24 protein-coding genes and 1 tRNA gene are annotated in these 26,130 nt (G+C 40.8%); 16 read left to right on the forward strand and 9 right to left on the reverse strand.

Annotated elements, in window-relative coordinates; all coding sequences use genetic code 11:
- Positions 1-169: 169 nt before the first annotated feature.
- Positions 170-2,134 (forward strand): tetratricopeptide repeat-containing diguanylate cyclase, encoded by a 1,965-nt coding sequence (locus M4S28_RS08590; RefSeq protein ID WP_249631584.1) that lies wholly within the window; start codon positions 170-172, stop codon positions 2,132-2,134.
- Between the two features lie 153 nt (positions 2,135-2,287).
- Here M4S28_RS08590 and M4S28_RS08595 read toward each other — a convergent pair whose 3' ends face one another.
- Positions 2,288-2,473, reverse strand: a complete 186-nt coding sequence (locus M4S28_RS08595) for a hypothetical protein (RefSeq protein WP_004734943.1) — start codon at positions 2,471-2,473, stop codon at positions 2,288-2,290.
- A 272-nt stretch (positions 2,474-2,745) separates the two neighbouring features.
- Here M4S28_RS08595 and M4S28_RS08600 point away from each other — a divergent pair, with 272 nt between their 5' ends.
- The 8 genes from M4S28_RS08600 (at position 2,746) to M4S28_RS08630 (ending at position 9,787) form a co-directional block, all read left to right on the forward strand.
- Positions 2,746-3,414, forward strand: a complete 669-nt coding sequence (locus M4S28_RS08600) for a DUF2726 domain-containing protein (protein WP_004734944.1) — start codon at positions 2,746-2,748, stop codon at positions 3,412-3,414.
- 264 nt (positions 3,415-3,678) lie between these two features.
- Positions 3,679-3,755, forward strand: a tRNA-Val gene (locus tag M4S28_RS08605).
- 173 nt (positions 3,756-3,928) lie between these two features.
- Positions 3,929-5,170, forward strand: coding sequence for an integrase domain-containing protein (locus M4S28_RS08610; protein ID WP_102554889.1), 1,242 nt, complete (start codon positions 3,929-3,931; stop codon positions 5,168-5,170).
- 551 nt (positions 5,171-5,721) lie between these two features.
- Entirely contained in the window at positions 5,722-6,783 is a 1,062-nt protein-coding gene (locus M4S28_RS08615; protein ID WP_249631585.1) for a hypothetical protein, read from the forward strand.
- Between the two features lie 127 nt (positions 6,784-6,910).
- Positions 6,911-7,171: a helix-turn-helix transcriptional regulator gene (locus M4S28_RS08620; protein ID WP_048667397.1), complete on the forward strand. Its 261-nt coding sequence runs from the start codon at positions 6,911-6,913 to the stop codon at positions 7,169-7,171.
- 15 nt (positions 7,172-7,186) lie between these two features.
- Entirely contained in the window at positions 7,187-8,656 is a 1,470-nt protein-coding gene (locus M4S28_RS08625) for a YfjI family protein (RefSeq protein WP_249631586.1), read from the forward strand.
- 88 nt (positions 8,657-8,744) lie between these two features.
- Positions 8,745-8,912 (forward strand): helix-turn-helix transcriptional regulator, encoded by a 168-nt coding sequence (locus M4S28_RS26610; RefSeq protein ID WP_503031265.1) that lies wholly within the window; start codon positions 8,745-8,747, stop codon positions 8,910-8,912.
- A 215-nt stretch (positions 8,913-9,127) separates the two neighbouring features.
- Entirely contained in the window at positions 9,128-9,787 is a 660-nt protein-coding gene (locus tag M4S28_RS08630) for an inovirus Gp2 family protein (protein ID WP_249631587.1), read from the forward strand.
- Between the two features lie 95 nt (positions 9,788-9,882).
- Here M4S28_RS08630 and M4S28_RS08635 read toward each other — a convergent pair whose 3' ends face one another.
- From M4S28_RS08635 to radC, 6 genes are all read right to left on the reverse strand, one after another.
- Positions 9,883-10,050 (reverse strand): hypothetical protein, encoded by a 168-nt coding sequence (locus M4S28_RS08635; protein WP_155413382.1) that lies wholly within the window; start codon positions 10,048-10,050, stop codon positions 9,883-9,885.
- A gap of 240 nt (positions 10,051-10,290) precedes the next feature.
- On the reverse strand, positions 10,291-10,575 hold the full coding sequence (locus tag M4S28_RS08640) for a hypothetical protein (RefSeq protein WP_048667401.1): 285 nt from the start codon (positions 10,573-10,575) through the stop codon (positions 10,291-10,293).
- 391 nt (positions 10,576-10,966) lie between these two features.
- The gene (locus M4S28_RS08645) at positions 10,967-11,731 is read right to left on the reverse strand and encodes a helix-turn-helix transcriptional regulator (RefSeq protein WP_249631588.1); all 765 of its coding nucleotides are present in this window, start codon (positions 11,729-11,731) and stop codon (positions 10,967-10,969) included.
- Between the two features lie 568 nt (positions 11,732-12,299).
- Positions 12,300-12,737: a DUF2787 domain-containing protein gene (locus tag M4S28_RS08650; protein ID WP_249631589.1), complete on the reverse strand. Its 438-nt coding sequence runs from the start codon at positions 12,735-12,737 to the stop codon at positions 12,300-12,302.
- Between the two features lie 67 nt (positions 12,738-12,804).
- Positions 12,805-13,239, reverse strand: a complete 435-nt coding sequence (locus M4S28_RS08655) for a DUF2787 family protein (RefSeq protein ID WP_249631590.1) — start codon at positions 13,237-13,239, stop codon at positions 12,805-12,807.
- Positions 13,236-13,712: a RadC family protein gene (gene radC / locus M4S28_RS08660; protein ID WP_249631591.1), complete on the reverse strand. Its 477-nt coding sequence runs from the start codon at positions 13,710-13,712 to the stop codon at positions 13,236-13,238. The genes M4S28_RS08655 and radC overlap by 4 nt, the downstream gene beginning before the upstream one ends.
- Positions 13,713-14,112: 400 nt before the next feature.
- On the opposite strand from radC, the gene M4S28_RS08665 reads away from it, so the two are divergent.
- From M4S28_RS08665 to M4S28_RS08680, 4 genes are all read left to right on the forward strand, one after another.
- Positions 14,113-14,316: a helix-turn-helix transcriptional regulator gene (locus M4S28_RS08665; protein ID WP_048667407.1), complete on the forward strand. Its 204-nt coding sequence runs from the start codon at positions 14,113-14,115 to the stop codon at positions 14,314-14,316.
- A gap of 143 nt (positions 14,317-14,459) precedes the next feature.
- A complete protein-coding gene (locus M4S28_RS08670) occupies positions 14,460-16,217 on the forward strand; it encodes a DUF262 domain-containing protein (protein ID WP_249631592.1) in 1,758 nt (585 codons plus the stop codon).
- Positions 16,210-18,729, forward strand: a complete 2,520-nt coding sequence (locus M4S28_RS08675) for a GmrSD restriction endonuclease domain-containing protein (RefSeq protein ID WP_249631593.1) — start codon at positions 16,210-16,212, stop codon at positions 18,727-18,729. The genes M4S28_RS08670 and M4S28_RS08675 overlap by 8 nt, the downstream gene beginning before the upstream one ends.
- A gap of 365 nt (positions 18,730-19,094) precedes the next feature.
- Positions 19,095-19,358 carry a hypothetical protein gene (locus M4S28_RS08680; protein WP_249632744.1) on the forward strand — a complete coding sequence of 88 codons (264 nt, stop codon included), beginning with the start codon at positions 19,095-19,097 and terminating at the stop codon, positions 19,356-19,358.
- Between the two features lie 130 nt (positions 19,359-19,488).
- Here the strand turns inward: M4S28_RS08680 and M4S28_RS08685 are convergent, their stop codons facing one another.
- Entirely contained in the window at positions 19,489-19,950 is a 462-nt protein-coding gene (locus M4S28_RS08685; protein WP_249631594.1) for a lecithin retinol acyltransferase family protein, read from the reverse strand.
- A gap of 131 nt (positions 19,951-20,081) precedes the next feature.
- Between M4S28_RS08685 and M4S28_RS08690 the strand changes: the two genes are divergently transcribed.
- The 3 genes from M4S28_RS08690 to M4S28_RS08700 all read left to right on the forward strand — a co-directional run bounded on the left by M4S28_RS08690 (position 20,082) and on the right by M4S28_RS08700 (position 24,250).
- The gene (locus tag M4S28_RS08690; RefSeq protein WP_249631595.1) at positions 20,082-20,471 is read left to right on the forward strand and encodes a helix-turn-helix domain-containing protein; all 390 of its coding nucleotides are present in this window, start codon (positions 20,082-20,084) and stop codon (positions 20,469-20,471) included.
- 312 nt (positions 20,472-20,783) lie between these two features.
- Complete coding sequence (locus M4S28_RS08695; RefSeq protein WP_249631596.1) at positions 20,784-22,913, forward strand: RecQ family ATP-dependent DNA helicase; 2,130 nt, start codon at positions 20,784-20,786, stop codon at positions 22,911-22,913.
- Complete coding sequence (locus M4S28_RS08700; protein WP_249631597.1) at positions 22,913-24,250, forward strand: DNA-processing protein DprA; 1,338 nt, start codon at positions 22,913-22,915, stop codon at positions 24,248-24,250. Before M4S28_RS08695 ends, M4S28_RS08700 begins: the two co-directional genes overlap by 1 nt.
- A gap of 114 nt (positions 24,251-24,364) precedes the next feature.
- Here M4S28_RS08700 and dgt read toward each other — a convergent pair whose 3' ends face one another.
- Positions 24,365-25,894 (reverse strand): dGTPase, encoded by a 1,530-nt coding sequence (gene dgt / locus M4S28_RS08705; RefSeq protein ID WP_249631598.1) that lies wholly within the window; start codon positions 25,892-25,894, stop codon positions 24,365-24,367.
- Positions 25,895-26,130 lie beyond the last annotated feature (236 nt).

Here is a 26,130-nt window from a genome sequence, read left to right on the forward strand (position 1 = left end):
GTCTGAGTTAAATCAAGAAAGTTGCCTGATTATTCTAATTAATTAGAAAAAGCCAACTCAGATCCACCGGTGCACAGGATTTTAATCTGTATATCTGTCGTGTATAATGTTTAACCGCTCTAAAAAAACGTCGATGAAATTGTAATGCAATCAATAATGGCACTGATAAATGAATAGAAACAATGTGTTAGGATCATTCCTGCTTGTTGTTGCCATGAGTGCAATATTAGGGCTGTATTTGCTTTATCCTTCATATGATGAGGATTTGAAGTCTATAAGGCCAGATAACCCCAGTGCTTTTAGTCCTGAGAAAGAACTATCACTAACTCGATATGGCACGGAGTTGATCGATATACTTCAGTTGTCTCGTGGTGACCCTCAACTTGCTTCTCAAAAGCTAAAATCACTAAAAGAAAGAGGTCCCAATCAAGATAAAGCGATTTATCGCGCCTATGAGCTGATGATTTCATCGAACCTTTCACAACACGAACTCGATACAGAAGCCGTAGCAATATATGTAAGAAAAATAAAAGCGTTAGCGCAAGCAGAAGATCTTGCTTGGCTAAAAGCACAATCACTTGTTGAGCTTTCGATAGAGTATATAAGCAAAGGCGAGTTAGCAGAGTCCGAACTGCAAATTCGAGCTGCTATCGATATTGCTGAGTCAATTCATTACGAAGAGTTATTGATAAAGGCTTATAACACTGCTGGAGCAATAAACAATATCCGCAATGATTTTCCCGAAGCACAGTACTTTTTCCATAAAGGGCTCGATCTTGGGAAAAAATATCCAGGGCATATTTATAACAGTAAGTTAGTGTCAAACATGGCACTGCTTTATATCTATTTGGAAGACTGGCCTAAAGCGCTCAAGCTGATGAAAAGAGCCAAAAAACTCTATTACAAGAGTGGACTACTCGAAGCTTCGACCATAGGTGTGCTGCATGTGAATGAGTCTTTTGCTTATCTACGCAGTGGTGATTTGGTTAAAGGCCGAGAAGCATATCAAAGTGCGACTAAGCTCAATGGCGATAACGTGAGTGAGCGATACAAAATCATTTTGTTGAAAGCAGAGAGTGACGTGTTGTTGGCCGAAAGGAACTTTGAGTCAGCACGGCAAGTCGCAAACTTGTGTCTTAGATATCCGAGAGTGGACAAATACACACTTCAAATGGGCCAATGTTACTTGAACAGAGCCTTGGCAAACATCGGTTTGAACCGAGATAATTTTGTCTTTGCTGATCTTAAGCGATCGTCTGCAATGTTCGACGTTGTGGGTAGTCGCAGTTGGAAAGTCCTTGGTTTAAGAACACTTGCTGAATATTACGACTCGAGAGGCGACAGCGAGAATGCACTTCGCTATTTTAAGCTCTACTACAAAGGTAACAAAGCGCTGTTGTTTGATAAACGCCAAAGCGATATTTTTTTACTAGAGCAAGATTTCGCCACGGCATCATTAGCCCAAGAAAATGAACTGCTTAACGCAGAAAAAGAACTTGGGGAGCTGACATTAGACAAGCAGCAGTTACGAAATCGAATTGTTGTCGCGTTGGGTATCATGGTGATGATCAGCGCCGCATTATTGTTGATAAGGCTTAGCTCGATACAAAGGAAAAATAAAGCGCTGGTTACTCAATCTACAACGTGTGCGCTAACGGGTTTGTACAACCGACGCTATCTAGAGCAGTTGTTAACTCAGCCAATGCCATTTAATACTTCACGGTTTGGAATCAGTCTCGTTATTCTAGATCTTGATCACTTTAAGCGCGTTAATGACACCTTTGGACATGATATTGGTGATGAGGTTTTAGTGGAAGTCGCAAGGCGAGTAAAACAACACTTATTCCCAAATGATGTAGTGGCTCGTTGGGGTGGTGAAGAGTTTGTTATGCTGCTGTCCGGTTCCATTGATCCTGAGCAACAGTTGAACGTTATCCGTTTAGCTATTTCCGAAACACCCATTGATACGCACTCCGGCTCTTTAGACCTCACCACATCGATAGGAGCGTCGATTGGTATTGCTCATGAGCAACTCAATCAAGATACTTACAAGAAGTACCTCAAAGCCGCGGATGATGCATTATATCAAGCGAAAGAGTCGGGTAGGAATCAAGTCATCATCGCTGAAAGTTAATCGCTAATCAGCAAACAAAAAGCCATTCTGATCTTCGTGAGATAAGAATGGCTTCTGGAACACTCTGAGATCGCTAATATCAAAATTTGAGTGAGAAGTAGGGTTTACTTAGCGATATGTCGAGTTTATCTATATCAACATTTTCTAAATGAGTTATTTAGCGGCACCTTGCAGCATTTCAACCAGTTCGCCCTCTGTCGCCGGTTCTCTTGCTAGTTCAATCACCGCTGAAGCACCGCCTTTTAACATATAAGCTCGAGTTCCGCAGTGGTCATAGTGGAACCATTTACCGTCTACACATACGTCCGTATAACATCTTGGGTCTTGTTTGAGTTCCATATCAATTTCCTTATTAACATTTGCCTAACGTTTTTCAGACTAGTTGATCACAAATTTAGGTAAATTGATCTGAATCAATCTAGAGTGTAATTGATGATTTGATTAGCAAATAGGAGAGGTGTGTCTAGCGTATGAGCGACCTTTTGTTGATTACAGCATTCAAAGGTCGTGATTCTGGTTGGCAACTCTCGCTCTTTTGCTTGCCACGTGATGCTTTTCTACATACGCTAGCCACTCTTTTAATCCCTATACAGACGTGATTGTGTTGGAAAATGACTAATATCTTTATCGTTGTAATTGTTCTGGTTGTGTTCTTTTACTTTATCCAAAAGTATCTAGTGAAGCATGACGACACCAAAGATCATGCTTACCAGAAAAAAGGGTCGTTGATGTCGGCGCAACAGGCGACATTTTATAACGCACTTAAATCCGCGGTGGGCAACCATGGCGAAGTGTTTGCCAAGGTCAGCATGTCGAACGTTCTTGTTCCTGCTAAGGCGAACAACAAGAAGAATTGGTTTATCGCCAACAACAAAATCTCACGTAGCTACTTTGATTTTGTCGTGTGCGACCCGCGAACGTTAGAGCCCCGCGTGATCATAGAACTTGATAACGGCAAAGAGCTCAACAAGGGAAAGGCCGATCGAGAAAAGCTACTGATCCACGTGTGTAAATCGGCAGGCTTGCCACTGATTGGTGCATCTATTAAACACAGCTACCAAGTGAGTCGTTTGAAGAGGTTACTGGCAGCACACATCGATTTAATCGAGCCATCAAAAGAAGTTCGATTCTGTAAGAAGTGTGGCAGCCCAATGATCATCAAACTGGCCAGCCAAGGCGATTACAAAGGCCGACGCTTTTTCACTTGTAGCCGTCAACCAAACTGTACGTATACAGAGAACTACAACGTTGTATTCGATGTGGATGAAGATTCTAACTAATATCTTGAGTTAAAATGCTTTATTAGAGGGGTAAGACACGAAACAGGCAGATGTATATAGCTATTGAACTAGAGGCGAAATGTGATCTACTTCAAGCCATTGATCTGCTTTGTGTTTAAAATTTATTCTGATTGTTGTTTTTAAAAGCAAACGAACCGTTTTGTGCAAATTTATCCTTGCACGCTACCCATTCACTCGTTATTATCCATCTCGTTCTGAAGCGTTAGCCACTTAGTAAAGCGGTTAGTTAAGTTTCAAAGCATTGCCCGCTTAGCTCAGTTGGTTAGAGTACTTGCATGACATGCAAGGTGTCACTGGTTCGAGTCCAGTAGCGGGCACCAAATTCAAAAAGAAAGCCCACCTAGTGTGGGCTTTTTTGTGCCTATAATTCCTTGTTTTATCAGACTCTTAACCATTTCTTGGTCCCAAGAGATCCCGTGATGTGTTGTAAAATCCACCGTTTAAAGTAACACTGTTAGTAACACTACAGGAAATATGGATTGGTGATGTTACTATGGCTAGGAAAACAACCCCATTAACAGCGACTCAGATCTTACAAGCAAAACCAAAAGAAAAGGAATATAGCCTGCTCGATGGTGATGGTCTTGCATTGAGAATAAAGCCCAATGGTTCCAAATTGTGGCTCTTTAACTATTACCGTCCAATTACTCGTAAACGAGCAAACCTCAGTATTGGTAAATACCCATCTGTATCGCTTGCTAAAGCTCGAACCAAAGCTATTGAAGCTAGAGAACTACTTGCTGATGGTATTGATCCTAAAGAGCACCGTGACACTACTCTTAGAGAAAAACAGTTAGAATTGTCGAATACGTTACAGTCGGTATTTGATGACTGGATTGAAGTGAAGAGAACAAGCGTCAAAGAGCAAACGGCTAAAAAGTTAAAACAACGAATAGAAAAGTACCTTTTGCCGGATCTGGGTAAGTGTCCACTTGGTGACATTACGGCACCACAAGCGATAAAAACAATTAAACCCATTGCGAATCAAGGTAAATTAGAAACAGTAGGGCGTTTGTGTCGTAACCTCAATGAGATAATGACCTTTGCAGTAAACACGGGTGTGATTGAGCACAACAAGCTCGCAGGTATTGGTAAAGCATTTGAGACTGCTAAGGTAACCAACCAAGCGTCGCTAACTCCTGACGAGCTTCCAGAGCTTCTCAAAATAATCAACTACGCATCAATTAAGCCCATCACTCGCTGCTTGTTGGAATGGCAACTTCACACCATGACAAGGCCTGCTGAAACGGCTGGGGCACGTTGGGATGAAATTGACAGAGAAAAGAGGCTTTGGATCATTCCTGCTGAACGAATGAAAAAGGGAAGAGTGCACACTGTTCCTTTAACAAAACAAACTTTAGACCTATTAGAGACGATTGATTTCATCACGGGTGAAAGTGAATACATTTTCCCAGCAGACAAAAGCAACCACAATCACATCAACAAAGAGACAGCAAATAAAGCATTGGTAAGAATGGGCATGAAGGGTAGGCAAACGTCTCACGGTTTACGAGCATTAGCCAGTACCACTCTAAATGAACAGAACTTTGACCCTGACATTATTGAAGCTGCACTTTCTCATGTGGATAGAGATAAGGTAAGAAGCGCGTACAACCGTACTGATTACCTTGAGCGTCGTAAAGTTCTAATGGCGTGGTGGAGCGAGCATATTGAAGAGGCTGCAACAGGAAGTCTGTCGATGAGTGGTAAGAAGAGTCTTAAGGTTGTGGGTTAGTAGTATAGGAGTGCAAAAGCAACATATAACTTACACACTTGAATACATCTCTGGTTTTGAGTTCGTCGAACAACAGTTATGAGCTCTGTGACCCTATCAGTGCCGCTAGTTATAAACTATATAAAGGAAATCAAGGGGACGTTGTATTTCGTCCTTTTGCTCCTGCTATAGCTTATGATCACGCAATACTCACACTTGCTTACAAACCAATGTCAAAGCTTGCTGAAGTCTTTGCTTTAAATATCCGACAAGCAGTAGATGAATTTGTGTCCGATATAAATGATTTCTAAAGGGCGTATATGTTGCGTCTTAATAGCCCTAACCTCCAACATCGTGGTTAGCTTGATGGTAAGTTACAGTTACAGTTCAATCACCAACTTTCCGGTGGGGTTATGACTTTCTAGATCACTATGAGTATTGAGACCTTCTCCTATGGGGTATTGTATTTCTATGAACCTGAAAACATTTAGTAGCTGCTATTTCTGCTATTAATAGCAACTTGTAGCGACAAGTGGAGTAGTTAGATGAGGCTATCGAACAAAAAGTTTTACATGTTGGGTGATATAGACTCTGATAGAGCTATCGCTGATAAACTAAATAAATGCCATGGTTTGGGCATTTCTGTTTTCGTGAAGGTACCTGATGGCTGCAATGTATGGGCTATTGATCCAAAACTTGAGCAACTTACCGAGGCCGATGTAGTTCTGAGTGAAAGCGCTTTACTTAAGAAATCGCAGCTAAATAGGTACTTTTTCAGGGACCAAGAATTCGATCCATTCGGGGCTCCACGCATAAATACTTCTGAGTTGTATGCATCGACCAAACTTGATGATATTGAACTTTTGGAATTAACCCCTGATGATGTAAAGAAGCTCGTGGCTTCTCACGAAGTATCAGTTAATTCGTTCAAAGGAGTATTTCTTTTTGATGGTGAGGATGATTTGAATCTATGTAGGTCAGTACCTGTATCGAAGTACATTTTTGAAGTTGATGAGTCTCATAATGTAGCCCTCGAAAACAAATTTTCCGTTGTTAAGTTTACCGGCGTAAAGCTGAAGTATGCGGTATGTAAGCAAGCAGCTACTATAGAGCCTAAGTTCAACGTCCCTTTGGACCACATAAAGATCCAGAATGTTGTCGCTCAGGAAGGCTATATCTTGGAAGCCGATGTTTCGAAATTGCTTTTCAATCAAGTTGATTACGAAAAGAGCATTTACCATCTAGAGCCGGAATATCACGTCTCATCATCTTTTTTGGAGTTGTCAAAAGTTGGGTTTAAAATTTACGTTAAAAAAGATCCGACTTTATCTGGCGGTGTTTCCAGCTTTATAGGAAGGCAGTGTCATAGCTTCCATACTAAGCCACTTCGTGAAGCTGGAGCTTTTTTGATAAGCCCAAAGCCGACTGGACGTGCCAAAAACAAAGGTTGTCAGTTTCCGTACTTGAAAGAAATATTTGATACTTATTGGCAAGGTGCGTTGGGTTTAACGGGGAAAGAAATAAAGCAGCGTATCGAACACGTTACGAGTGCAATAGAAGAGCTTGAAATCAATTCGACATATGCACAAGCAGCTGAAAAAATTATACGTCCAGACCAATACAAAACAAAATGAAAGGAGTTTAACCTCTTTAAATATAAGGGGTGCAGTCGTTTTTTTCCTCTAAATGACGCCTATCTCCTATGACTTATTCTCGACGTTGCTGTTTACTTCTCCCATCGAACCATTTGGGAGAAATCAGATGCAACAAGAACAATTAGCACATCACACAAACCGAATCTTACGCTTAAGAGATCTAATATCGCTAACAGGTCTTTCCCGTACCACTATCTACGAAAAACAAAACCCTAACTCATCAAGATTTGATCCAACATTCCCACCTAAAATTAAGCTAGGAGCTAGAGCGGTTGGGTGGCAAATGGAAGGAATCATTATTTGGATCAATCTGATGAAGCATCAATCTACAGTTAATGCTGAATTTTCGCCCCAAGATAATGGTTAACTCGAAGGATTGTATATGAGACAGCAACGCCAAATTTACTTTCCAGTAAATTGTGAAATTACCCCGAATGTCGTTAAATCAGACTTAATAGCTAAGGCGTTTAACGAAGCAGCAGATATTACTCAAGCACCATCACCTATGGTGTATTTGACCACGATCAGTGCTGTATCTGTAGCATTGCAGGGCTTGATAAATGTAGAGCTGCCTACGGGTAAAATTGCTCCAGTCTCTTTGATGTCACTGAGCATTGCCGAGTCTGGGGAACGAAAATCGTCTGTAGAAAATTTACTTACGAAAGGGATTAAGTTATTCCATAGAGAAAATATGGAGCATTACCAAAGCCAACTAAAGGAGTACGCGATTAGATCAAGACTTCATGACAAGAAAAAGGCTCAGATAGAGAAATCTATCGATTTAGATGAGGCATATGATGAACTAGTGAATGCTTTGATAGATCACGACTCTAGTAAGCCGAAGAAACCCGTACTTGATTCTCTGATTTTCGAAGACAGTACCATAGAGGCTCTGCTCAGTGATTTAAGCGAACATATTCCCAATGCTTATCTTGGTTCTAGTGAAGGAGGAGTGTTGCTGAATAGTCGAATCATGTCTCAGACAGCAAATCTTAACTCTATTTGGAGTGGCGATGAAATAACGGTAAGCAGAAAATCAGTTGGCTCCTTCACGGTAGGTGGTGCCCGACTGACAATGAATATCATGACACAATGGAGTGCTTTAGAACGGTTCATGAATAAAACGAAAGGAGACGTTCGCGGAAATGGTTTTTTGTCTCGATTTCTTGTCTGCGCACCGGAATCTAATTGTGGTTTTAGGCAATCCTACGGTATTGATTACTCTGAGGGTAACTTGAATCGGTTTAACGAAAGGCTCCACCAGCTGTTGTCACAGTCCGCTGCTTTATCAGGCTATACGAACAAGAGAACGGTTAGTTTTTCCAATGAAGCAAAAAAAGCTTGGTTTGATATAGCTAATCATATTGAACTAGAGATGGGACCAGATGGCGCATTTGAGCATGCAAAGGATCACGCGTCAAAGTTGCCTGAAAATATCGCTAGGTTGGCAGCCCTAGTTCATAGTTTCGATAATTTATCAGAAGAAGAAATATCTTTAGATACATTATTGGAAGCAATTGACTTAGTTGCTTATTTCTCAAATGAGTTCATGAAGGTTTTTTCTGCTCCACCAAAATACGTGGTAGATGCTGATAATCTATATTTTTGGTTTTGTAATCAGTCCTTGTGTGGGGTTCGATATATAAAGAGGAATGATCTGCTTCAATATGGGCCTAATGGGACAAGAAAGAAAAAGGATCTGGATTTGGCATTGGATGAGTTAAGGAGAACAAACAATTTTAAAGAGGTGGTAATACATAGAACTAGAGTTATTGATTTATACCCCAAAGATGCATTTGATGCCGAGCAACTTAAACATGACCTATCAATATTAATCGACGAAGTTCTTTAATGAATAATTTAGGTTAGAAAATGAAGTTACTATGAATAGATCAAGTTGCGGAGTGACAGGGCTTAGTAAAACAACAATCTATCACTATATGAGTACAGGACAATTTTCGCAGTGTATTAAAGTCGGCCTTAGAGTTTCCCGGTGGTTAGGAAGTGATGTAGCGGCTTGGGTTGAGGCCAAAAGAAGAGAGAAATTGGAATGGAACATTTATAACCTTGAGACTTCATATCAAGTAATTAATGAGATTTTTAACTAAACAAACCACTTGAAAAAAATAACATGATTGATATTTATATTTGGATGTCGTGTAAATGTTTTATCAGAGTTTATTTGACCTTTAGGTGTTAATTATTTCAGGTGATCCCTCTTTGTTTTTATTTTTATTCTCACAACTATTACAAGGTTAATGGTTGGTAGGGTAATATATGTTTATATTTATTTGACTCTATTTGTTACTTGTTGGGGACTATTATGTATTCGACTAAACGTTTAACTACTTTAAATAACCCTGAATTTGAAGGGTTAGATGTTATTGCCAAATATGATTTATGTTCTGAATATTTAAATGGAATTAGAAGTGTATTTAATAAAGCTATGGAGGAGTATTCGAGAGTAGCGGTACTTCGTTTTGATCTGCATTTACCTAAGGGGATAGATTGCCCTGACTATCCTTTGGAGTATGACTCTTCAGTGATTACACGTTTCATTGAGTCTTTTAAAGCACAACTGCAAGCTGATGGAGCTAAGAAAAAAAGAGAAGGTAAGCGTTACTACAGATGTACTGTTCGTTATGTTTGGGCTAAAGAAATCAGTCAATCTATAAATCCTCATTATCATGTGGCTCTGGTTCTAAACAGAGATGCCTATTTTGGTTTTGGTAGATACGGTGAATTGAATAACAACCTTGCAGGCAAAATTTACCGAGCTTGGGCTAGTGCTCTGTCGCTTTCTCCAGAAAGTTCAATGTCTCTCATACATATTCCTGAAAACCCTGTTTATAGCTTAGACAAGAACGCACAGGACTACCCCGAACAATGTAATACGGTATTTCATCGGTTAAGCTATTTAGCCAAATTTGAAACTAAGCGCTATGGCAACAAAGGCAAGAATTTTGCGACTAGCCGACGTTAGGTAATCAAATTGAAGTGTGGATGTTTTCTTTGTTACCAACAGTGCAATAGTTAGCTAGGGGAGTAAACGCTCCCCTATTAAGATGATTGTCAGGCTTAATTTGCTTCATAAGCCCCTTTAGCTGGATCGTGATTATCTTCATCTTCAATCGCTTGCCTTGCTTCAATCTCGTTCATCCCATTCTTAACGGCCTCTTTAATTCTTTGCTCCTTGGCTTCTTCGTACATTTCTTCTTGCTCAGCTATATCGATATCTTTTGGCATTAGGTTGATTCCTTTACAGAAAATTTAAGGAATAACATGTTAGCAGCGGTGATGTCCTACATATGATGAGACCGGTCTAATTTTCGCAAAAAAGCCTTTTTCTTTAATAATATATATCTCAAGAGCCGCTAGCTTGGGATTGTTGATAGGCGAGTCGGTTAAAGCGGGATCCGACTCCGCGAGGCATCTAAATGTGAATATGGCCAAAAAAATAGGGAGCGCGAAACTCCCTACAGCTTACTACAAACCAAACGTATTTAACGTTTGTTTGTATTCATGGTCGATTTGCTGCTTGACTAACTCACGACGCGCTTCAATTGGTGCACGATCAGAAATAGCCTGAGCTTTTGTTTCAAGGCTCTCTAGCTGATTCGCTTTCCATTGTTTTAGAACTTGCTCAATTTGGGCTGGTGTAAGCTCCTGCTTGATGGTTTCGATACTTAAGCTTTCGATAGCAGTGTTAGCGAACGTATTCATTGATAATACAGCTGTTGCTATCGCGATAGTTTTAATCATTGTTTTCATGTTGGTTTCCTCATTGAGTAATAAGTGGTGGTTTAATTTGTTTAGGGCGAATTAACGACGTAGGACTTGATGTGTGGTGTTTGTAGGTGGTTATTGATATCTGACTAGTATTGCGCGGTTACCAAGCTTAGAAGGCCATACAGAGAGGGCGGCCGTCCCTCTCGACTTGAGTTCCTTGGGTAAGCGAAGACAAGGCGCTACTTTGCATACATCATATTTTCTGCCTTTGTGTATCAATCAAGTTGGAGATTTAGTTGATGATCCACACATGGTGTAATTTAAGTAGAGCTATGGCTCTGCGAGTTGAAAGGGAGTAAGTGGCCCCATAAGTTCGCAGATGTTGAAACAACGCTAGGTTAATGCATGATGTGGCATTATCTGCCGGATCGATTTACTGATTAATTAAAATGTCTTCTGGTTCAGCATGTGGACTGGTTTGATGACGGATTTGATAATCAGAAAGTTGAAAGCTTGAGGGGTAATCAAAATGAAAGGTGAGTACTTTAACCGTTTTGATTTGATTCAGTGGAAGGTTGTCGTATTCGCTATTGGTGTGCTGGTAAACAAGGTGAAAAGTGTCGGATGACAGCACTAAGCCGAGGGGCTTGATACTCTCAATGACGTGTTCGTTTATAAAAGTAACGGATATCAGGCGTTGGTAAGTCAATGCCAAGGATAACGGTTCAAAGGTACTGGTTAGCTCAGTAATTTCAGAGTAAGAGCTGCGATCAATATTGGTATTCACCTTCTTGGATTGACCATTTGGTTGCTGTACCCCTGGGTAGCTGTGCTGGTGGTTCAGTATTAGTTGAAATGCAGATTCGACCGCATAGTGTAGAGGAGTGGGTAGAACGTCAGTCACCAGAGCCTTTGCTAGCTGTAACACAATGGACTCTCGTGGGCCTAGTACGATCTGGCTGATTAGTTCTCGACTGTATCCATAGGGTTTATTTCTAGTGTCTTTGTCTACATCGAGATATTGAACAACGACATCAAGGTTACGTTGTATCGTTCGAATGTCGCGCTCAATTCCTGCATGGGATAATTCGAGTTGTAGCTGCTGAGCCGTAACCTTTCGGCCTTTTGGGATGCGATGATACAGCTCGAAAGCCAAAGACAACTGTTCCGTTGTGGTGGGTTTATTGGTTATTGTCATGGCGAGAGTCAGATACTTGTTATGCTCTAGTGATTAATGAGAACTCACCATCGTATAGAGCGATGTGGCAATACCTGCCTTATCGAATAGAAAATTCAGCCTCTGGTATGCCAGAGGCATTTATGCCGCTTTTATTGGCGTTGAGTCGGTTTGATGGCCTCCTTTGTTAATCATTCGCGAGTCACCTGAATGATATAGATTTGAAATTACTTTCAATCGAATACTTCTCGGATACGTTGAAGAACTGTGGTTGAAACATGATCATTGAGATTTTTTACTCAACTTACCTATATCTATGAGAGTAGTGAGTCATCATTGCTCTTGGCCCTAGCACTTTCGAGTACTAGGGTCAGGTGGGTAGAGAGATAGGTAAAAAAGCTTGGGTCTCTATAAAGCAAATGGAGTACGTAGTACGACATCCTTATTTCTTTTTTCTCTTCTCTTTTGACTTAGTTTGTAACCACTAAGAATGGATGAGTAATGAGTTCATCATTCATGCAATGAGATTTAAAGTACAGGTGCAGTAGCAACACCTGTATCTACCCTTGAGGATATATCAAGCTTGGTATCAGTTACTTACTTCAATCTGATCATAAGACTCCATATCTAAGTACGACAGAAAGTTACTCTCCCATATCTTGTAGAAATCATTGACCCCATAAGCATCGATTGCTTGCCAACCGACACCGGTGAAGAAAGCCATGTTGTTGCCAATATCGAAATCAACATTTCTTTCTAGTTCAGGGTAGTAATTCCCCATGTACGCAAAATCTGTGATGTAGAGAATGGACCAACGTTCCGCACTGTCTTTTTGCAAGGCTATCTCTACAGGGTGATAACCGCCAGCTTCTGCACTGTAGGTCGTATCACGAAAGTTCAGCGTGAAGTGGCCGCATGATTGGTTAGGTTGAGGGTTGATGTGCTTAAGCAGAATAGTTTGAAGCTTAACTGATATGGGTAGTGAGCATTTGCTGAATAAGGCTTTTACAGGTGTATTGGTAGACATAATGAATTCCTCAATGAATAGATGTTGATTACTAGGTAGTTGTCGTTGAACTGGAGGGAAGAAACGACTACTGAAATTGACTGACGATAGTTAGAGTCTGTGTATCGAACTGTGACGTCTTTAGGTGGTTGGTGAACGCCTTAAGCCAGCTAATAAAGAGCGACTGCACCTCAGGCCGATTGAGCTCGCATCGTTGGATGTCTGGTTGATAGAACCATTGATATTTGAAGTTGAAGTACAGTGCTACATCAACGCTCTCGGCTTCTGGTGTGGGGTAATCAAAAGAAGCGACGAATCGAACTTCCCAAGGCTCCTTAGAACTGCCTCGTTCGAGCTGAATTTCAATGGGCTGTATCCCGCTTCGGTTGCGATAGAAGCTTGCTACTTTAAGATTAATCGCGACTCGTTTTGTTGCTGTGGAGACGTCATATTGGTTAATCACCATCTCTGCAAGCTGGTGGAGTAGGTTAAGTTTGAAACTGTTTGTGATTGTACTGTTCATATCCAACCTCTCTCAGCGAAGGACACACAAGTTTCACCAATAACGAAGTGGTCGAGTACTCGTACATCAACCAGAGTTAAAGCATCCTTTAATCGATTGGTAATGCGTTTGTCAGCTTGTGATGGCTCAGCAACGCCTGAAGGGTGGTTATGGGCGAACATAACCGCAGCGGCATTGTGTTCTAGTGCAAGCTTAACAACTTCCCTAGGGTAGATACTGGCTGCATCAATCGTCCCAAAGAAAAGCTCATTAAACTCGATAAGCCGATGCTGGTTATCAAGCAGCATGACGGCAAAAACTTCACGCTCATAGTTTCCTAACTTGTATCTCAGGTAGTCCTTGGTTGCGGTTGGATTACAGAACGCATCTCCTCTCAGGTATTTCTCCGCGATGATTTCAGCGGCTTTCTCAAGTACTTGATGGGCTGATACAGGCTCGTGAAATGAATATTGCTTACTACTTGATTCGTGCATAAATGAATTCCTTCTAATGGGTATACGCACGAGGATGATATGTACCTGAGATTTGTTTGAATCGACTCGACATTTCATTGAGGCGATATGTGGACGGGTATGGACTTGTTCGGACTTTCATTCGCAGATTGCCTTTATCTATGAATGGTCGAGGTATGAGTACTTCATTATTGATTATCAGCAGTGTAAGGAAGGTAATGATGATTCAGCTAAAGTTTGGAAATTACCCAGTGCTACTCAACGAATCCACCATTCATCTTATTCAATAATTACAGCTAGTCAGTAAATCGGAGCGGACGCTCTGTTTTCTTGTGCTAGCGATATCTGGACGTCCTTGGACTCCCTCATACCCGTAGTCGGGTCTTTAGTGCTGCAAAATAGTTTAAAACAAGGAAGCAATATGAGATTCATGCGATTACAAGAAGTGAAAGAAAAGACAGGCTTAAGTAAGTCAGCTATCTACAGCAAGATTAAAGAGGGAGAGTTTCCAGTGAGTGTGCCAATTGGTTCACGAACCGTCGCATGGCTTGAAAGCGATATTAACGACTGGCTGGAATGGCGGATACAAGTTCGTGATAGAGCCGCTAGAGGTTTTTTTAGATGATATAAGGAAGCGCTAAAAGTATTGCTTCTAATGTAATTCATTGATATTTAGTTAGCAATTTGTGTTGCTTGGCACTGAAATAGAGTCGATGCTTTGATAGTTTCGAATAATCAAGTAATGGGCAAAAGGGCAATGTAAGCAATATGAATGGATCTCAACCACCGGAGAAACTTTGTCTCAAAAACATATATGAATTGCTAGGGGAGTCTTTTTACATCCCTGCTTATCAACGAGGATATCGCTGGGGTCCGATTCAAGTTAAGGAATTGCTAGATGATATTTGGGAGTTCAGTCAGCTAGGTGACGGAAACAGTTCAGCCTTCTATTGTCTTCAGCCTGTGGTTGTAGTTGGAGGTCAGGGTAGTTGGCAGGTTGTTGATGGACAGCAAAGGCTAACAACGCTACACCTTATTCTGCACTTTCTAGAACAGGAACATCTAAGGCGCCCTTTGACTGATGCGTATAAAAAGTCCCTATATGTTTTACAGTATGAGACTCGTCAGGAAGGTGATGCATTTATCCAACGCATTCACGAAGATCTTGAATCCTGCAATATTGACTTTTTTCATATGAAACAGGCATATGAAGCCATTAAAAACTGGTTTGCTGAAAAAGATTACAATGACAATAATAAGTTATTGGCGACATTGTTGGCTAAATCTCCTGAAGAGCGTTCTGTAAAGGTGATCTGGTATGACTTAAGTGATGAGTGTATTAACAACGACTATGCTATTGATGTTTTTTCTCGTATCAATATTGGCAAAATACCGCTTACTAATGCTGAGTTGGTTAAAGCTCTATTTCTAAAGCGTAGTCATTTTCACGATGACCAGGCTAGGTTAAAGCAACTGCAGATTGCTACAGAATGGGACACAATAGAAAAGCGACTTCAGGAACCTGCTTTTTGGTATTTTCTTAGTAATTCAAGTAAACGCTACCCGACACGGATTGAGTATATTTTTGACCTGATGAAGGGGAAGAAGTCCAGTGATGAGGCATTTTTCACTTTTCATAAATTCCATGACGACTTTAAGGCTGGTACTGCTGATATTGAGCAATTGTGGCAGGAAATTAAGCGCTATTTCCTTACATTTGATGAATGGTTTCAAGATAGGGAATTATATCATTTAATAGGCTACCTTGTGGATTGTGGAGAGAGAATTGCTGAGTTAAAAAAAGAGTCAGAACGGGTAGGTTCAACTAAAACAGACTTTAAAAATTTCCTGAAAAATCGTATTCGCCGGCAGGTTTACTGTCAGTTGGAAGGACTGACATATGGTGATCCTCGTATTAAGAAAATACTTTTGTTGTTTAATATTCAAACATTATTGTCTACGCGAGAGGCTGATATACGTTTTCCTTTTGACCGTTATAAACAAGAAAGGTGGGATATTGAGCATATTCGGTCTCAGTCAGATTCTGCTCCTGTAGGTGCTGCGCGCGTTGAATGGCTTAGTGATATCGAAGCCTATTTTAGCGGCAGTCGATTTAAAGAAGAGTCTTTAGAAAAGGAACACGAGTTTGCTACATTGGCAAATAAACTACTGGCTCAGGATCGCTTAGATGATGGTTTCGCCGGGTTCTATGACGAAGTGGTTAGTTATTTTGAGCAAGCTGAAGTGTCATGGCGAGACGAGTTAGGGAATTTGGCGCTATTAGATTCTTCTACCAATCGCAGCTATAAGAACGCTTTATTTCCAATCAAACGAGCTCGCATAATAGATAACGACAAGCGTGGAGTTTTTGTTCCCATATGTACTAAGAACGTGTTCTTAAAGTACTACAGCAAGTCCGTGATTGAGCCTATGCATTGGAGCGAATTAGATGCAAAGGATCATCAAGAGGCTATAAGTCAAATACTGAAGCAGTATTTACCAAAGCTAGGTGAAAGGAATGAGTGATATGGAAATCAATGCAAATTCAGGCGAACGGCTTAGTTTCTACCAGATGTTTGAGCAGAAGAATATGAAGGTGGAGATCCCTATTATCCAGCGGGATTATGCTCAGGGTAGGATAGAAGTTGCTGACGTTCGCAATACGTTTTTGCAAGCTTTGCATGACTATTTGGATCAAGGAGAGCCCTTTCGGGATTTGGATTTTGTTTATGGTAGCGTAACAACAAATACAAAAGGGCGAAATAGCTTCATTCCGCTGGATGGGCAGCAGCGATTGACAACCCTGTTTTTGCTACATTGGTATCTTGCTCAAATTTCAGGGAACGGAGAGTCTTTTAGGAAGGTGTTGAGTGCTGGTGGTACCTCTCATTTTACCTATGAAACACGCAGCAGTTCAAAAGAATTTTGCAATGCATTAGTGACCAGTGGTATTGATTTCAATGCGTTGCTGATGGAGTCGGGAATTGAGTACTTAAGCAAGACAATTAAAGATAAGGCATGGTTCTATTTGTCCTGGGAAAGCGATCCTACCATCTGCTCTATGTTAACAATGCTGGATGCTATTCACTATAAATTTGCCCGTAATGCAGATTTCTTTGAAAAGCTTGTCGATAAGGAAAAACCTGTAATTACGTTTCGATTCTTAAATCTCGCTCAGTTCAAACTAACTGATGATTTATATATCAAAATGAATGCCAGAGGAAAGCCTCTGACGGATTTCGAGAACTTTAAAGCGAGGCTTGAAAAGACTATTAAGTCATTCTCTGGAGAATGGCCAGAATATCGATTGAGTTTCAAAATAAAGCCTGTTTTGGGCTATGAGTATTTCATTCACAAGATTGATACTGATTGGACCGACTTGTTTTGGCACTATCGTAATATTGCATCGCAAGATGACACTTATGATGACGAGCTGATGAACTTTATTGGTCTATGTGTAGCGAACTTCCTATTGCTGCAGGAAAAGGAGAATAACTATAGCTTGCAGAAGCGGTTGTTTGGTTCTGGTGGTAGAGTTAATCAATTATCCTTTATGGAATATGAGCAGTATCGTTATATAACGAAACCATTGATCATTGAGTTGATAAAACACCTAGATCTAGTACGTGGTACTGTAAGCCCATGCTTTGGTGTGGCTAAGTATCTGGAGAATAAGAGGTACTATGATGAAGAAAGCATATTTGAGAAAGTCATTGGCAATAGTTCAAGCTTTCCGGAAAAGCTGAGGTTTCATGCCTTTTATTCTTGTGTGGCAAAAGGCAAAGCTGGAGTAGAGCTATTATCTTGGATGCGCGTTGTCTTCAATCTTACCGAGAATACCATCATTAATTCGGTAGACGAATATCAAAGGGCTCTGAGGTCTATTGATGAATTAGCCCAAATGGACGGCGCAATTCTTGATTTGCTTATTCAAGATGTACCCATCCATAGTTTTCTTGCGATTCAGGTTTTTGAAGAAAAATTGAAAGCTCACTTATTGATGAAGTCTCATGAATGGGAAACTGCCATTCTGGAGCTTGAAGGTCATGAGTTCTTTAGAGGGCAAATTGGTTATGCACTAAAGTTCAGTGGAGTTGTCGAGTACTTTAATGAGCATGGTAATGTTGGCTGGTTTGATGCAGAAGAAGACTACTTGGAGCAATTTAGATACTATGTAAAGGCAGGCTCAGTATTATTCACAGCAATAGCACCTAGTTCTAAGGCGCTAAATTTCGCGTGGGAGCGTGCTGTACTCTCAAAAGGTGAGTACTTGACAGCAACGAGTGCTGATAGATTTAACCTTCTCAGTTCGCGCACAAATAAGAACAACGTTGAGCGTGACCACTCCTGGCGACGTCTAATAAGGGTTTCGTTGCGAGAGTCAGACAGATGGAATAAGGCGCAAAAATACGTAAAAGCAGTGATGGATGACCCTGCTTTTGACCTTGACGACTTAAGATCTGGATTAGAGGCTATTTGTGCAAAAGCATTGACTGATAATCCGTTTGATTGGCGTGCGATGTTAATAGGTAAACCCGAGTTATATAGTCTTTGCAATCAGGGCTTTATCGTGAAAAATGCCCGTGAGGTAGTGCTATTACATGAGTCTCAAAGAAATCATACTCATAGTGAGTTGTATTCAAGATACTTGGAATTGGAATTGGAAGACAGCGGATTGAGTACTGCTCCTTTCATGGACAGGACCTATTTAAGTGTTCGTAGCCGCGAAGATACAGCTTCTTTTGATTTAAGTGGATTTCATACCAAAGATCAGGAGTATGGTATGGAGATATGGTATGAGGATGGCCAGTACACTTTGCTATTTTATCGCAGTGAGGACTCAATATCATTCCCACACGAACTAAAGAACATACTGGAACTCTGTGGATTTACCCGCATTTCTCATCTACAAGATTATCAGCCTGAAGACTGGCTATGTAGCGATGAAAATTATGTTTGTTACTGCACGGCACCTCAGTATGCATTAGCGAAGATAGCAGAGCTTTGTCCTCAATTGATGGGTTTAAGCAATGAATAGTGTGAGCATCTTTACGATTAAAATGTAGTGAGTCAAATCTGGGCGAACCATCGCATACGGTATGACTGAAGTTATTTCAGTCTAAAGATGTGTCAGTAACTACATCGCTGACACGGTAGCGTTTTGCTTCCGAAAGGAAGCCCATTTATGCCGACATCGTTTGATACTTGCAGTGCTCTGGTTTTCTCAGTTGAGGCAGCAGCGGCGATTTCAATTGACTTGGCTTACTTGGGTAGTGATTAGTAGGAGTTTTTTAATTGCCTGATTTAATAGGTAAAATGTGAAGTATTTATCGGTTTGTAGGTGTTCTTTCCTTGTAAGGTTGGAGGTTATATAAATCTTAATAAATATAAGGATTGTCGGTAATGAAACTGTATACAGTTGAAGGTGATTTAGCAGCAGATAAAAGTCGTGATGCGTATCCAATGATGACTTTGTGTGGTGACTGTGTTGATAGTTATACTGTTATCACTACCGAAGGTAGCGCAGAAGGACCTTGTGAAGATTGCGGATGCGAAAAAGAATCAGGTTCAGATGTCTCTTGTGGAGAATGTAATAATGAGTTTCCAGAAGCGCCATCAGAAGGTGATGAATGCGAGCAATGTGGACAAGAGTGGGTGGAAGATTAGGAATAAGTAACATTTACACCTCATGATTTATTGAACTGGGGTAATCCAGATCATTATAATATTAACGTGTGAGCCTGATTTGGTGAGAGTGTTGAACTGGATTTCATGTCGCATAGCTCAACACTCTTTCTTAAATAACACAATCGTATTTACGAACGGCATTGATAGCTATACACCCAATAAGCCCACCAGCTAATGTATACAGCAATGAGTTCTTTGAATGATTACAGTGAGCTAAAAGCAAACCTGCAACAGCACCAAGACCAGCCGCTTGCAACTGCTCACTTGATGGTTTGCCGTGTAGTACTGTCGAGGCTAAATGCTCACAGTTATTATCTAATACGCCATATTTTTTGGCTTTCTTGATCAACAGCTCTGCTTGATTAAACAGAATACTTTTCCTTTCTTCACTTAGGTGGCTTAAGACCACTTTTACTGATTTTCCATTTGCGTACTCTTCTAAGGCACAAATCTCGACATTGCTGTCTGGAGAGTTGTGAAGCACTCGCCCTTTACCCAGGTAGATTCCGGCATGCTCCACGAAAAGTTTTGAACGATAAAGTAGATCACCAATACTAAGATTATTCTTCATAATTTTTCCTTTTTGATTTAAAGTATGTGTATTCGAAATTTACATTGAAATGCGTAAAACGTATATCAATGCATTTAACTTATACTTACGCACTAAATTGATCAAGTGTTATTTTGTTATTGGTGGTGAAAATGCAAGATAAAATGGTTTCATACTCATCTATTTTGGGTGTAGTCGTTGCGAACAAGCGCAAAGAGTTAGGCATTGACCAGAGTGTTTTAGCTGAAAAAATGGGTCTCTCACAAGCTAGTTACAGCCGTTTGGAGTCGGGAAAGTCAACATTCTCTGTTGACCAGATGTTTGAATGCGCCAAAGCTCTTGGTATTGCTCCAGAAGAACTGTTTCACTCTGTTGTGAATACTGGTAAGAATTTGGAAGAAAAGGAACGGGTGTCTGTTCAAGCTCAGCCAAGAGGCAATACCACAAAAGCGAAGGCTGATAGTAGTGCTAAGGTCGGCACCTTCATAGCGGGAGCTGCTCTAGGAGCATTGATTTTTGGACTAGCAAGTAAGTCAAAATAACAGTAAGAATAGCTAACATTACCTTCTGTTTATCTTACCGCTCAATTGATAGGGCTGAGCAAATAACAAGTGGCTTTCCGTCGGGCCTTAGTTAAATGATGTGATCAAACGAATTTCTAATGGTGAATTCGAGCTAATCTTTCTAGCTGTTTTTTTGATTGCTTCTGAGGTGTGTTTTCTTGATTATTGATATTGGTTTTATTTCATATTGTTAGATCTATCTCATTGTTTATAAAGGCACTGTGCGTTAGCCTCCTTAGAACTAAAACTATCGTGTGTACGGTAATTTCAATACAAACATAGGTGGGCTTGATGGACAAACAAACTGCAGAGCAACTACTCAAAACGGCAATAGCTGATGAAGGTGCTCAATTTAGAGAAGGTCAGTGGGAAGCTATTGATGCTTTAGTTAACCACAATCAAAAATTGTTAGTTGTCCAGCGAACTGGCTGGGGTAAGAGCTCCGTCTATTTTATCAGTACCAAAATATTCAGAGACCGAGGCAAAGGTCCAACTATTATAGTGTCACCGTTGCTTGCTTTAATGCGTAACCAAATCGAATCTGCGCAGCGTTTAGGGATCAAAGCGGTGACGATGAACTCCACTAACATAGTTGATTGGGAAAAAGTTACTAAAGATATTCTCGATGACAAAATTGATTGTTTGTTGATCTCCCCAGAGCGTTTAGCCAACGATAAATTTGTTGAAACGGTTCTTCGCCCAATATCAGATAGCATCTCACTCATGGTGGTGGATGAAGCACATTGTATCTCTGACTGGGGGCATGATTTCCGTCCGGACTATCGACGCATAGTAAATATTTTAAAGCTATTGCCTGAAAATACACCGGTATTGGGAACGACAGCGACAGCGAATGATCGAGTTGTTGATGACATACAAACCCAGTTAGGTAACATCGAAATACAGCGCGGGACACTTATCCGAGAGAGTCTTGCTCTGCAAAACATAGTATTACCAGATCAACCATCACGCTTAGCATGGTTAGCTCAAACTATTCCTACCTTAGCCAGTACAGGTATTGTATACGTACTTACTCAACGAGATGCTGACATAGTATCTCTATGGCTTAATATATGCGGCATTGATGCAAAGCCTTACTACAGTGGTGTTACGGACCCTGAGTTTGTTAATGAACGAGGTAAACTGGATACTAACGCGTATCGCGAGCATCTAGAACAACAATTGTTGAACGACAAATTGACAGTCTTGGTCGCAACGACAGCTTTAGGTATGGGATATGACAAACCAAACTTAGGCTTTGTTATCCACTTCCAAGCACCAGGTTCAATTGTGGCATTCTACCAACAAGTTGGCCGTGCTGGACGAGGAATAGATTCTGCGGTAGGTGTTCTAATGTCAGGAGAAGAAGATTCCAGAATTCACGACTTTTTCCGAAAAACGGCATTTCCTACAGAAGCAAATGTAAATCGCATTTTGAAGGCTCTAGATCCTGTTGAGTATTTAACGGCGGAGGGCTTAGAGAAAGAAGCGAATCTACCGCAAGGGAGAATTGAGCATGTACTTAAATTTTTAGCGGCTGAGTATCCAGCTCCTGTTGGAAATGTTGGGAAAAAATGGCATCGAAACCCAGTTCCTTACCAAATGGACATGAATAAAGTCCAGGCTATTACAGATATTAGAGAAGCTGAGTGGGCTGAAATAGGAAAGTATTTAACAACAGAAAATTGCCTCATGCTTAATGTCCGTAATGCTTTAGATGACCATTCTGATGAGCCATGTGGTAAATGTAGAAATTGTATTGGTGAAGACTTATTGCCTACCGACGTCGATACTGCACTTGGTCAAAAGGCGGCTGACTTTTTGTGCCGAAGCGAAATGGTAATGGAGCCAAGAAAGCAAATAGCAGTCTCAAATGATGAAGCGGCGAAAACGTTCGTCAAATATGACTTTCCGAGGTTACTGGGTGATTTAGCAGCAGAACCTGGTCGAATTCTTTCTCGTTGGGGAGATGCCGGTTGGGGCCAAATGGTGGCTGATGACAAGCACAACAACCACTTTAGAGATGAGTTAGTAGATGCAACAGTCGAGATGATAACTGAACGTTGGAAACCAGATGCTTTTCCAACATGGGTATGTTGTATTCCTTCATTAAACCATAAGACGTTAGTTCCTGATTTTGCAAAACGTTTAGCAGATAAGTTGGGCCTTCCTTTCGTGGACTCTTTGGATAAAGTATTAGAGAATGAACCACAGAAATGGCAGCAGAATCGATATCATCAGTGCTCGAACTTAGATGGTGCATTCAAGGTCACTAAATTGGGACCTGAAGGTAGTGTTTTATTAGTTGATGACGTAGTTCGTTCGAAATGGACCTTCACGGTAGGTGCTGCATTATTGAAGCAAGCTGGCAGTGGTAAAGTATACCCAGTCGCGCTAGCTTCCACATCGGTAAATGATTAATGAATTTAACAACAACAGCACAAGCGATAATCCTGCTTACCAGTTACTTTGGCAAGCAGGACAAAGACGCAGCAAAGCCGCTCACTAATGCGGAATGGGCACGTTTCGCTATGTGGCTGAGAGATAGCCAACTCAGTCCCGCTGACTTGCTGGATAACGACAAGAAAGCGTTATTGTCGCAGTGGCGAGACCCTAAAAACAAAGTCACTCAAGAACGAATTGAATCTCTATTACAACGCGGTCATAGCATGGCGTTAGCACTCGAGAAATGGAGTCGTTCTGGGTTGTGGGTGATTACCCGTGCAGATAAAGATAGTTACCCTAAACGTTTACTTCATAAATTAGGTAACCAGGCTCCTCCTGTACTCTATGGTTGCGGAGATAAAGATCTACTGAAGGCTGGTGGTGTTGCAGTTGTAGGTTCGCGTAATGCTACACCTGCAGATCTTGCATATGCTGAGCTGGTTGGATGCAAAGCTGCAAGTGTGGGCTTGGGTACGGTTTCAGGTGGGGCACGAGGTGTTGACGAAACCTCAATGCTAGGGGCTATGAATGCTGGTGGTGCAGTGGTTGGCATACTTGCTGACAGTTTGTTGAAAGCTTCTACTTCAGCAAAGTACCGTAGTGGCTTAATGAATGGAAACGTCGCTCTTGTCTCTCCTTTTAACCCAGAAGCTGGCTTTAACCGTTTTAATGCAATGGACCGCAATAAGTACATTTATTGTCTTGCGGATACTTCCGTTGTTGTTCACTCCGGCCCTAAAGGCGGCACGTGGGAAGGTGCACTTCAGAACCTTAAAAAAGGTTGGGTTCCTACTTGGGTCAAGCAAACTCAAGACTCTGCAGCTGGCAATGCAGCAATAGTTGCGGCTGGCGCACAGTGGTGTAGTGGTGTTATTGAAGATTTAGATATCCAATCTTTATTAGTTAGTCGCTCTAACCATACCACTAATAGTCAAAATGATTTATTCAGTCAGCCACAAGCTGATCTTTTCTCTCAGCCTGCCGATGTATCAGGGAAAGAGAATAAAGAAAGTATCAAATTTGAAGAACAATCAGAACAAGAACTTGTAGCTGAGACGGTGATATCAGAAGAGGCGCAAGCCCTTACACAGGTTGAAGCTACGCCTACTGTAGTATCCAAAGAGAGTTTTTATCAATTGTTTGTTCAGTATCTTGCAATTGCAGCTCGTGAACCAATATCAGAAGCGGAACTTGTTGAAGTATCAGACCTGCATAAAGGGCAGGTGAAAAGCTGGTTATCCCTCGCTCTAGAACAAAGTTTGATAACCAAACTAACAAGACCGGTTAGATATCAATGGGTTGATAAAAATTGAAGGTGAATTATCGCAATTAGCAGGTTAACAGCGACTAAAAAGGGAAGGTGACTTCCCTTATCTGAACTAAGAAATATCGTTATTGTTACGACAACTTAAATTATCTGCATTTAGTTAGTTCAACACATGTAGATTACGATATTCGTCATAAGCGTACTGATCGGTCATGCCGCTAATATAGTCTTGGATGAGGCGGACTCGAAAATAAAACTCCCAAACATCGTTATCAAAGTCGTAGGGTAAATAAGGAGGATCAGCCGGTTTATCTTTTTCTTGTTTTAATGTTTGTATCGCTATTTCGTATGCTCGAAGATGCTTGTTGGGTAGCTTCTTGTAGAGTCTTCTCTCGTATAGAGGGGCTTTTTCAATGTTGGTAAAAGTCTTTTTGCTCAATAGTAATAAGGGCTTATACGCATCAAGTAGCCCCGTAATGATTCTATATCCTTGCAGCTCACTTTTTTCCACTTCTGGATCGCAGAAAGCATAGTTCATAGCAACATTCTTAAGAGCTTTAACTGATGCATGATTCTCACTATGGTCTTCAATTAGTGCCCTATTGAAGCTCCCATGAAATACCTTCTCTATATTATCTATAAACTGCTTGCACGCATGTTGTGGTAGGCGTTTGTTTATTTCTACACGAAGAGTAATGAAGAAGTGGCTGTTCGCACAGTTATCAGCTTTTGAAGCGCTTTCACTGGCGACATTAACGATCCTTCTCATCTCGTCATTGCTTTGTAACCCGTACTTTTTTACAAGAGATTGGTATTCGTCGTCTAAAGCATCTTTTAGTTGCTCTACAGTGAGAATGCCTTTTTCAACTGCATCCTCAATGTCTGCAATCCCGTAGGAAATATCATCCGCAGCTTCCATTATGTATGAAAATGGGGAGCGGCAATGAGAGTCCATTGACAATACCGTTTTTAATGACTCTATGTAGCGGTGTTCACTTAAGTAATAACCCACTTTTTTCATCAAATAGTCATAGTGTTTTAATTCTGGATTGTTCTGTGTTTTAGGCGATGGCAGATCCCCACGGCGAGTATACTTAAATACGCCAGATACTTGAGAATAGGTTAAATTTAGTTCGAGTAGAGTGTGAACTAGGCGGATAGCCTGTGCGTTACCTTCGAAATTTGTAAGGTCTTGTTGGATAGGCTTTGGTAAGTCGATTCTGGGCTCACCTTTCTCATCCATTACTAGAGATAGTAAGTTTCTAGAAAACCAATCGTTTATAGCTTGTTCGCCAAAATGCCCAAATGGTGGATTCCCAACGTCGTGCATTAAACATGACATTTCGATTATCGACTCAAATTGACGTTCTAATCCAGTTAGTTTGTATTCTTGCTTAGATTCTTCTGAAAGCGCTTTAAAGATAAGTTGAGTGATATATCGACCAACTTGTTGAACTTCGAGAGAGTGAGTGAGACGACTTCGTACAGCGGCATTACGTTCTAGAGGAAAGACTTGAGTTTTTTGTTGAAGCCTTCTAATTGCAGCAGAATTGAGGATTCTACCTCGATCACTTTCAAAGCTTCCTTGAGCTGCAATTTTATCAGGTTCAGCCAGTGAGCGAGGTTTAGTAGTGGTTCCGTTGTGATATACCCTCGTCCCTCGAACTTTTTCGTTGAAGTTGATAGCCATAATGTTCTCTCATTGTTTAGCAACAAGAAGAAATTATACCCAATGCGCCAATAGGTGCATATAGGGTTGAGTGAGTAATGTGATAGGACTTGTAATCGTGAGTATTGTGATTGAAGTGAGTTTGTAAAAAGCATCTAGTTGCAAGCAGATTACGCATGTGATGAATGCTATATTTTGAGGCATTCAATTTTTAGGTTTGGATTATTGTCAATTTCCTTTTTCTTATCATGGTCTTT

Origin of the sequence: Vibrio sp. J383 (assembly GCF_023503985.1) — a bacterium.
GTDB classification, from domain to species: domain Bacteria; phylum Pseudomonadota; class Gammaproteobacteria; order Enterobacterales; family Vibrionaceae; genus Vibrio; species Vibrio splendidus.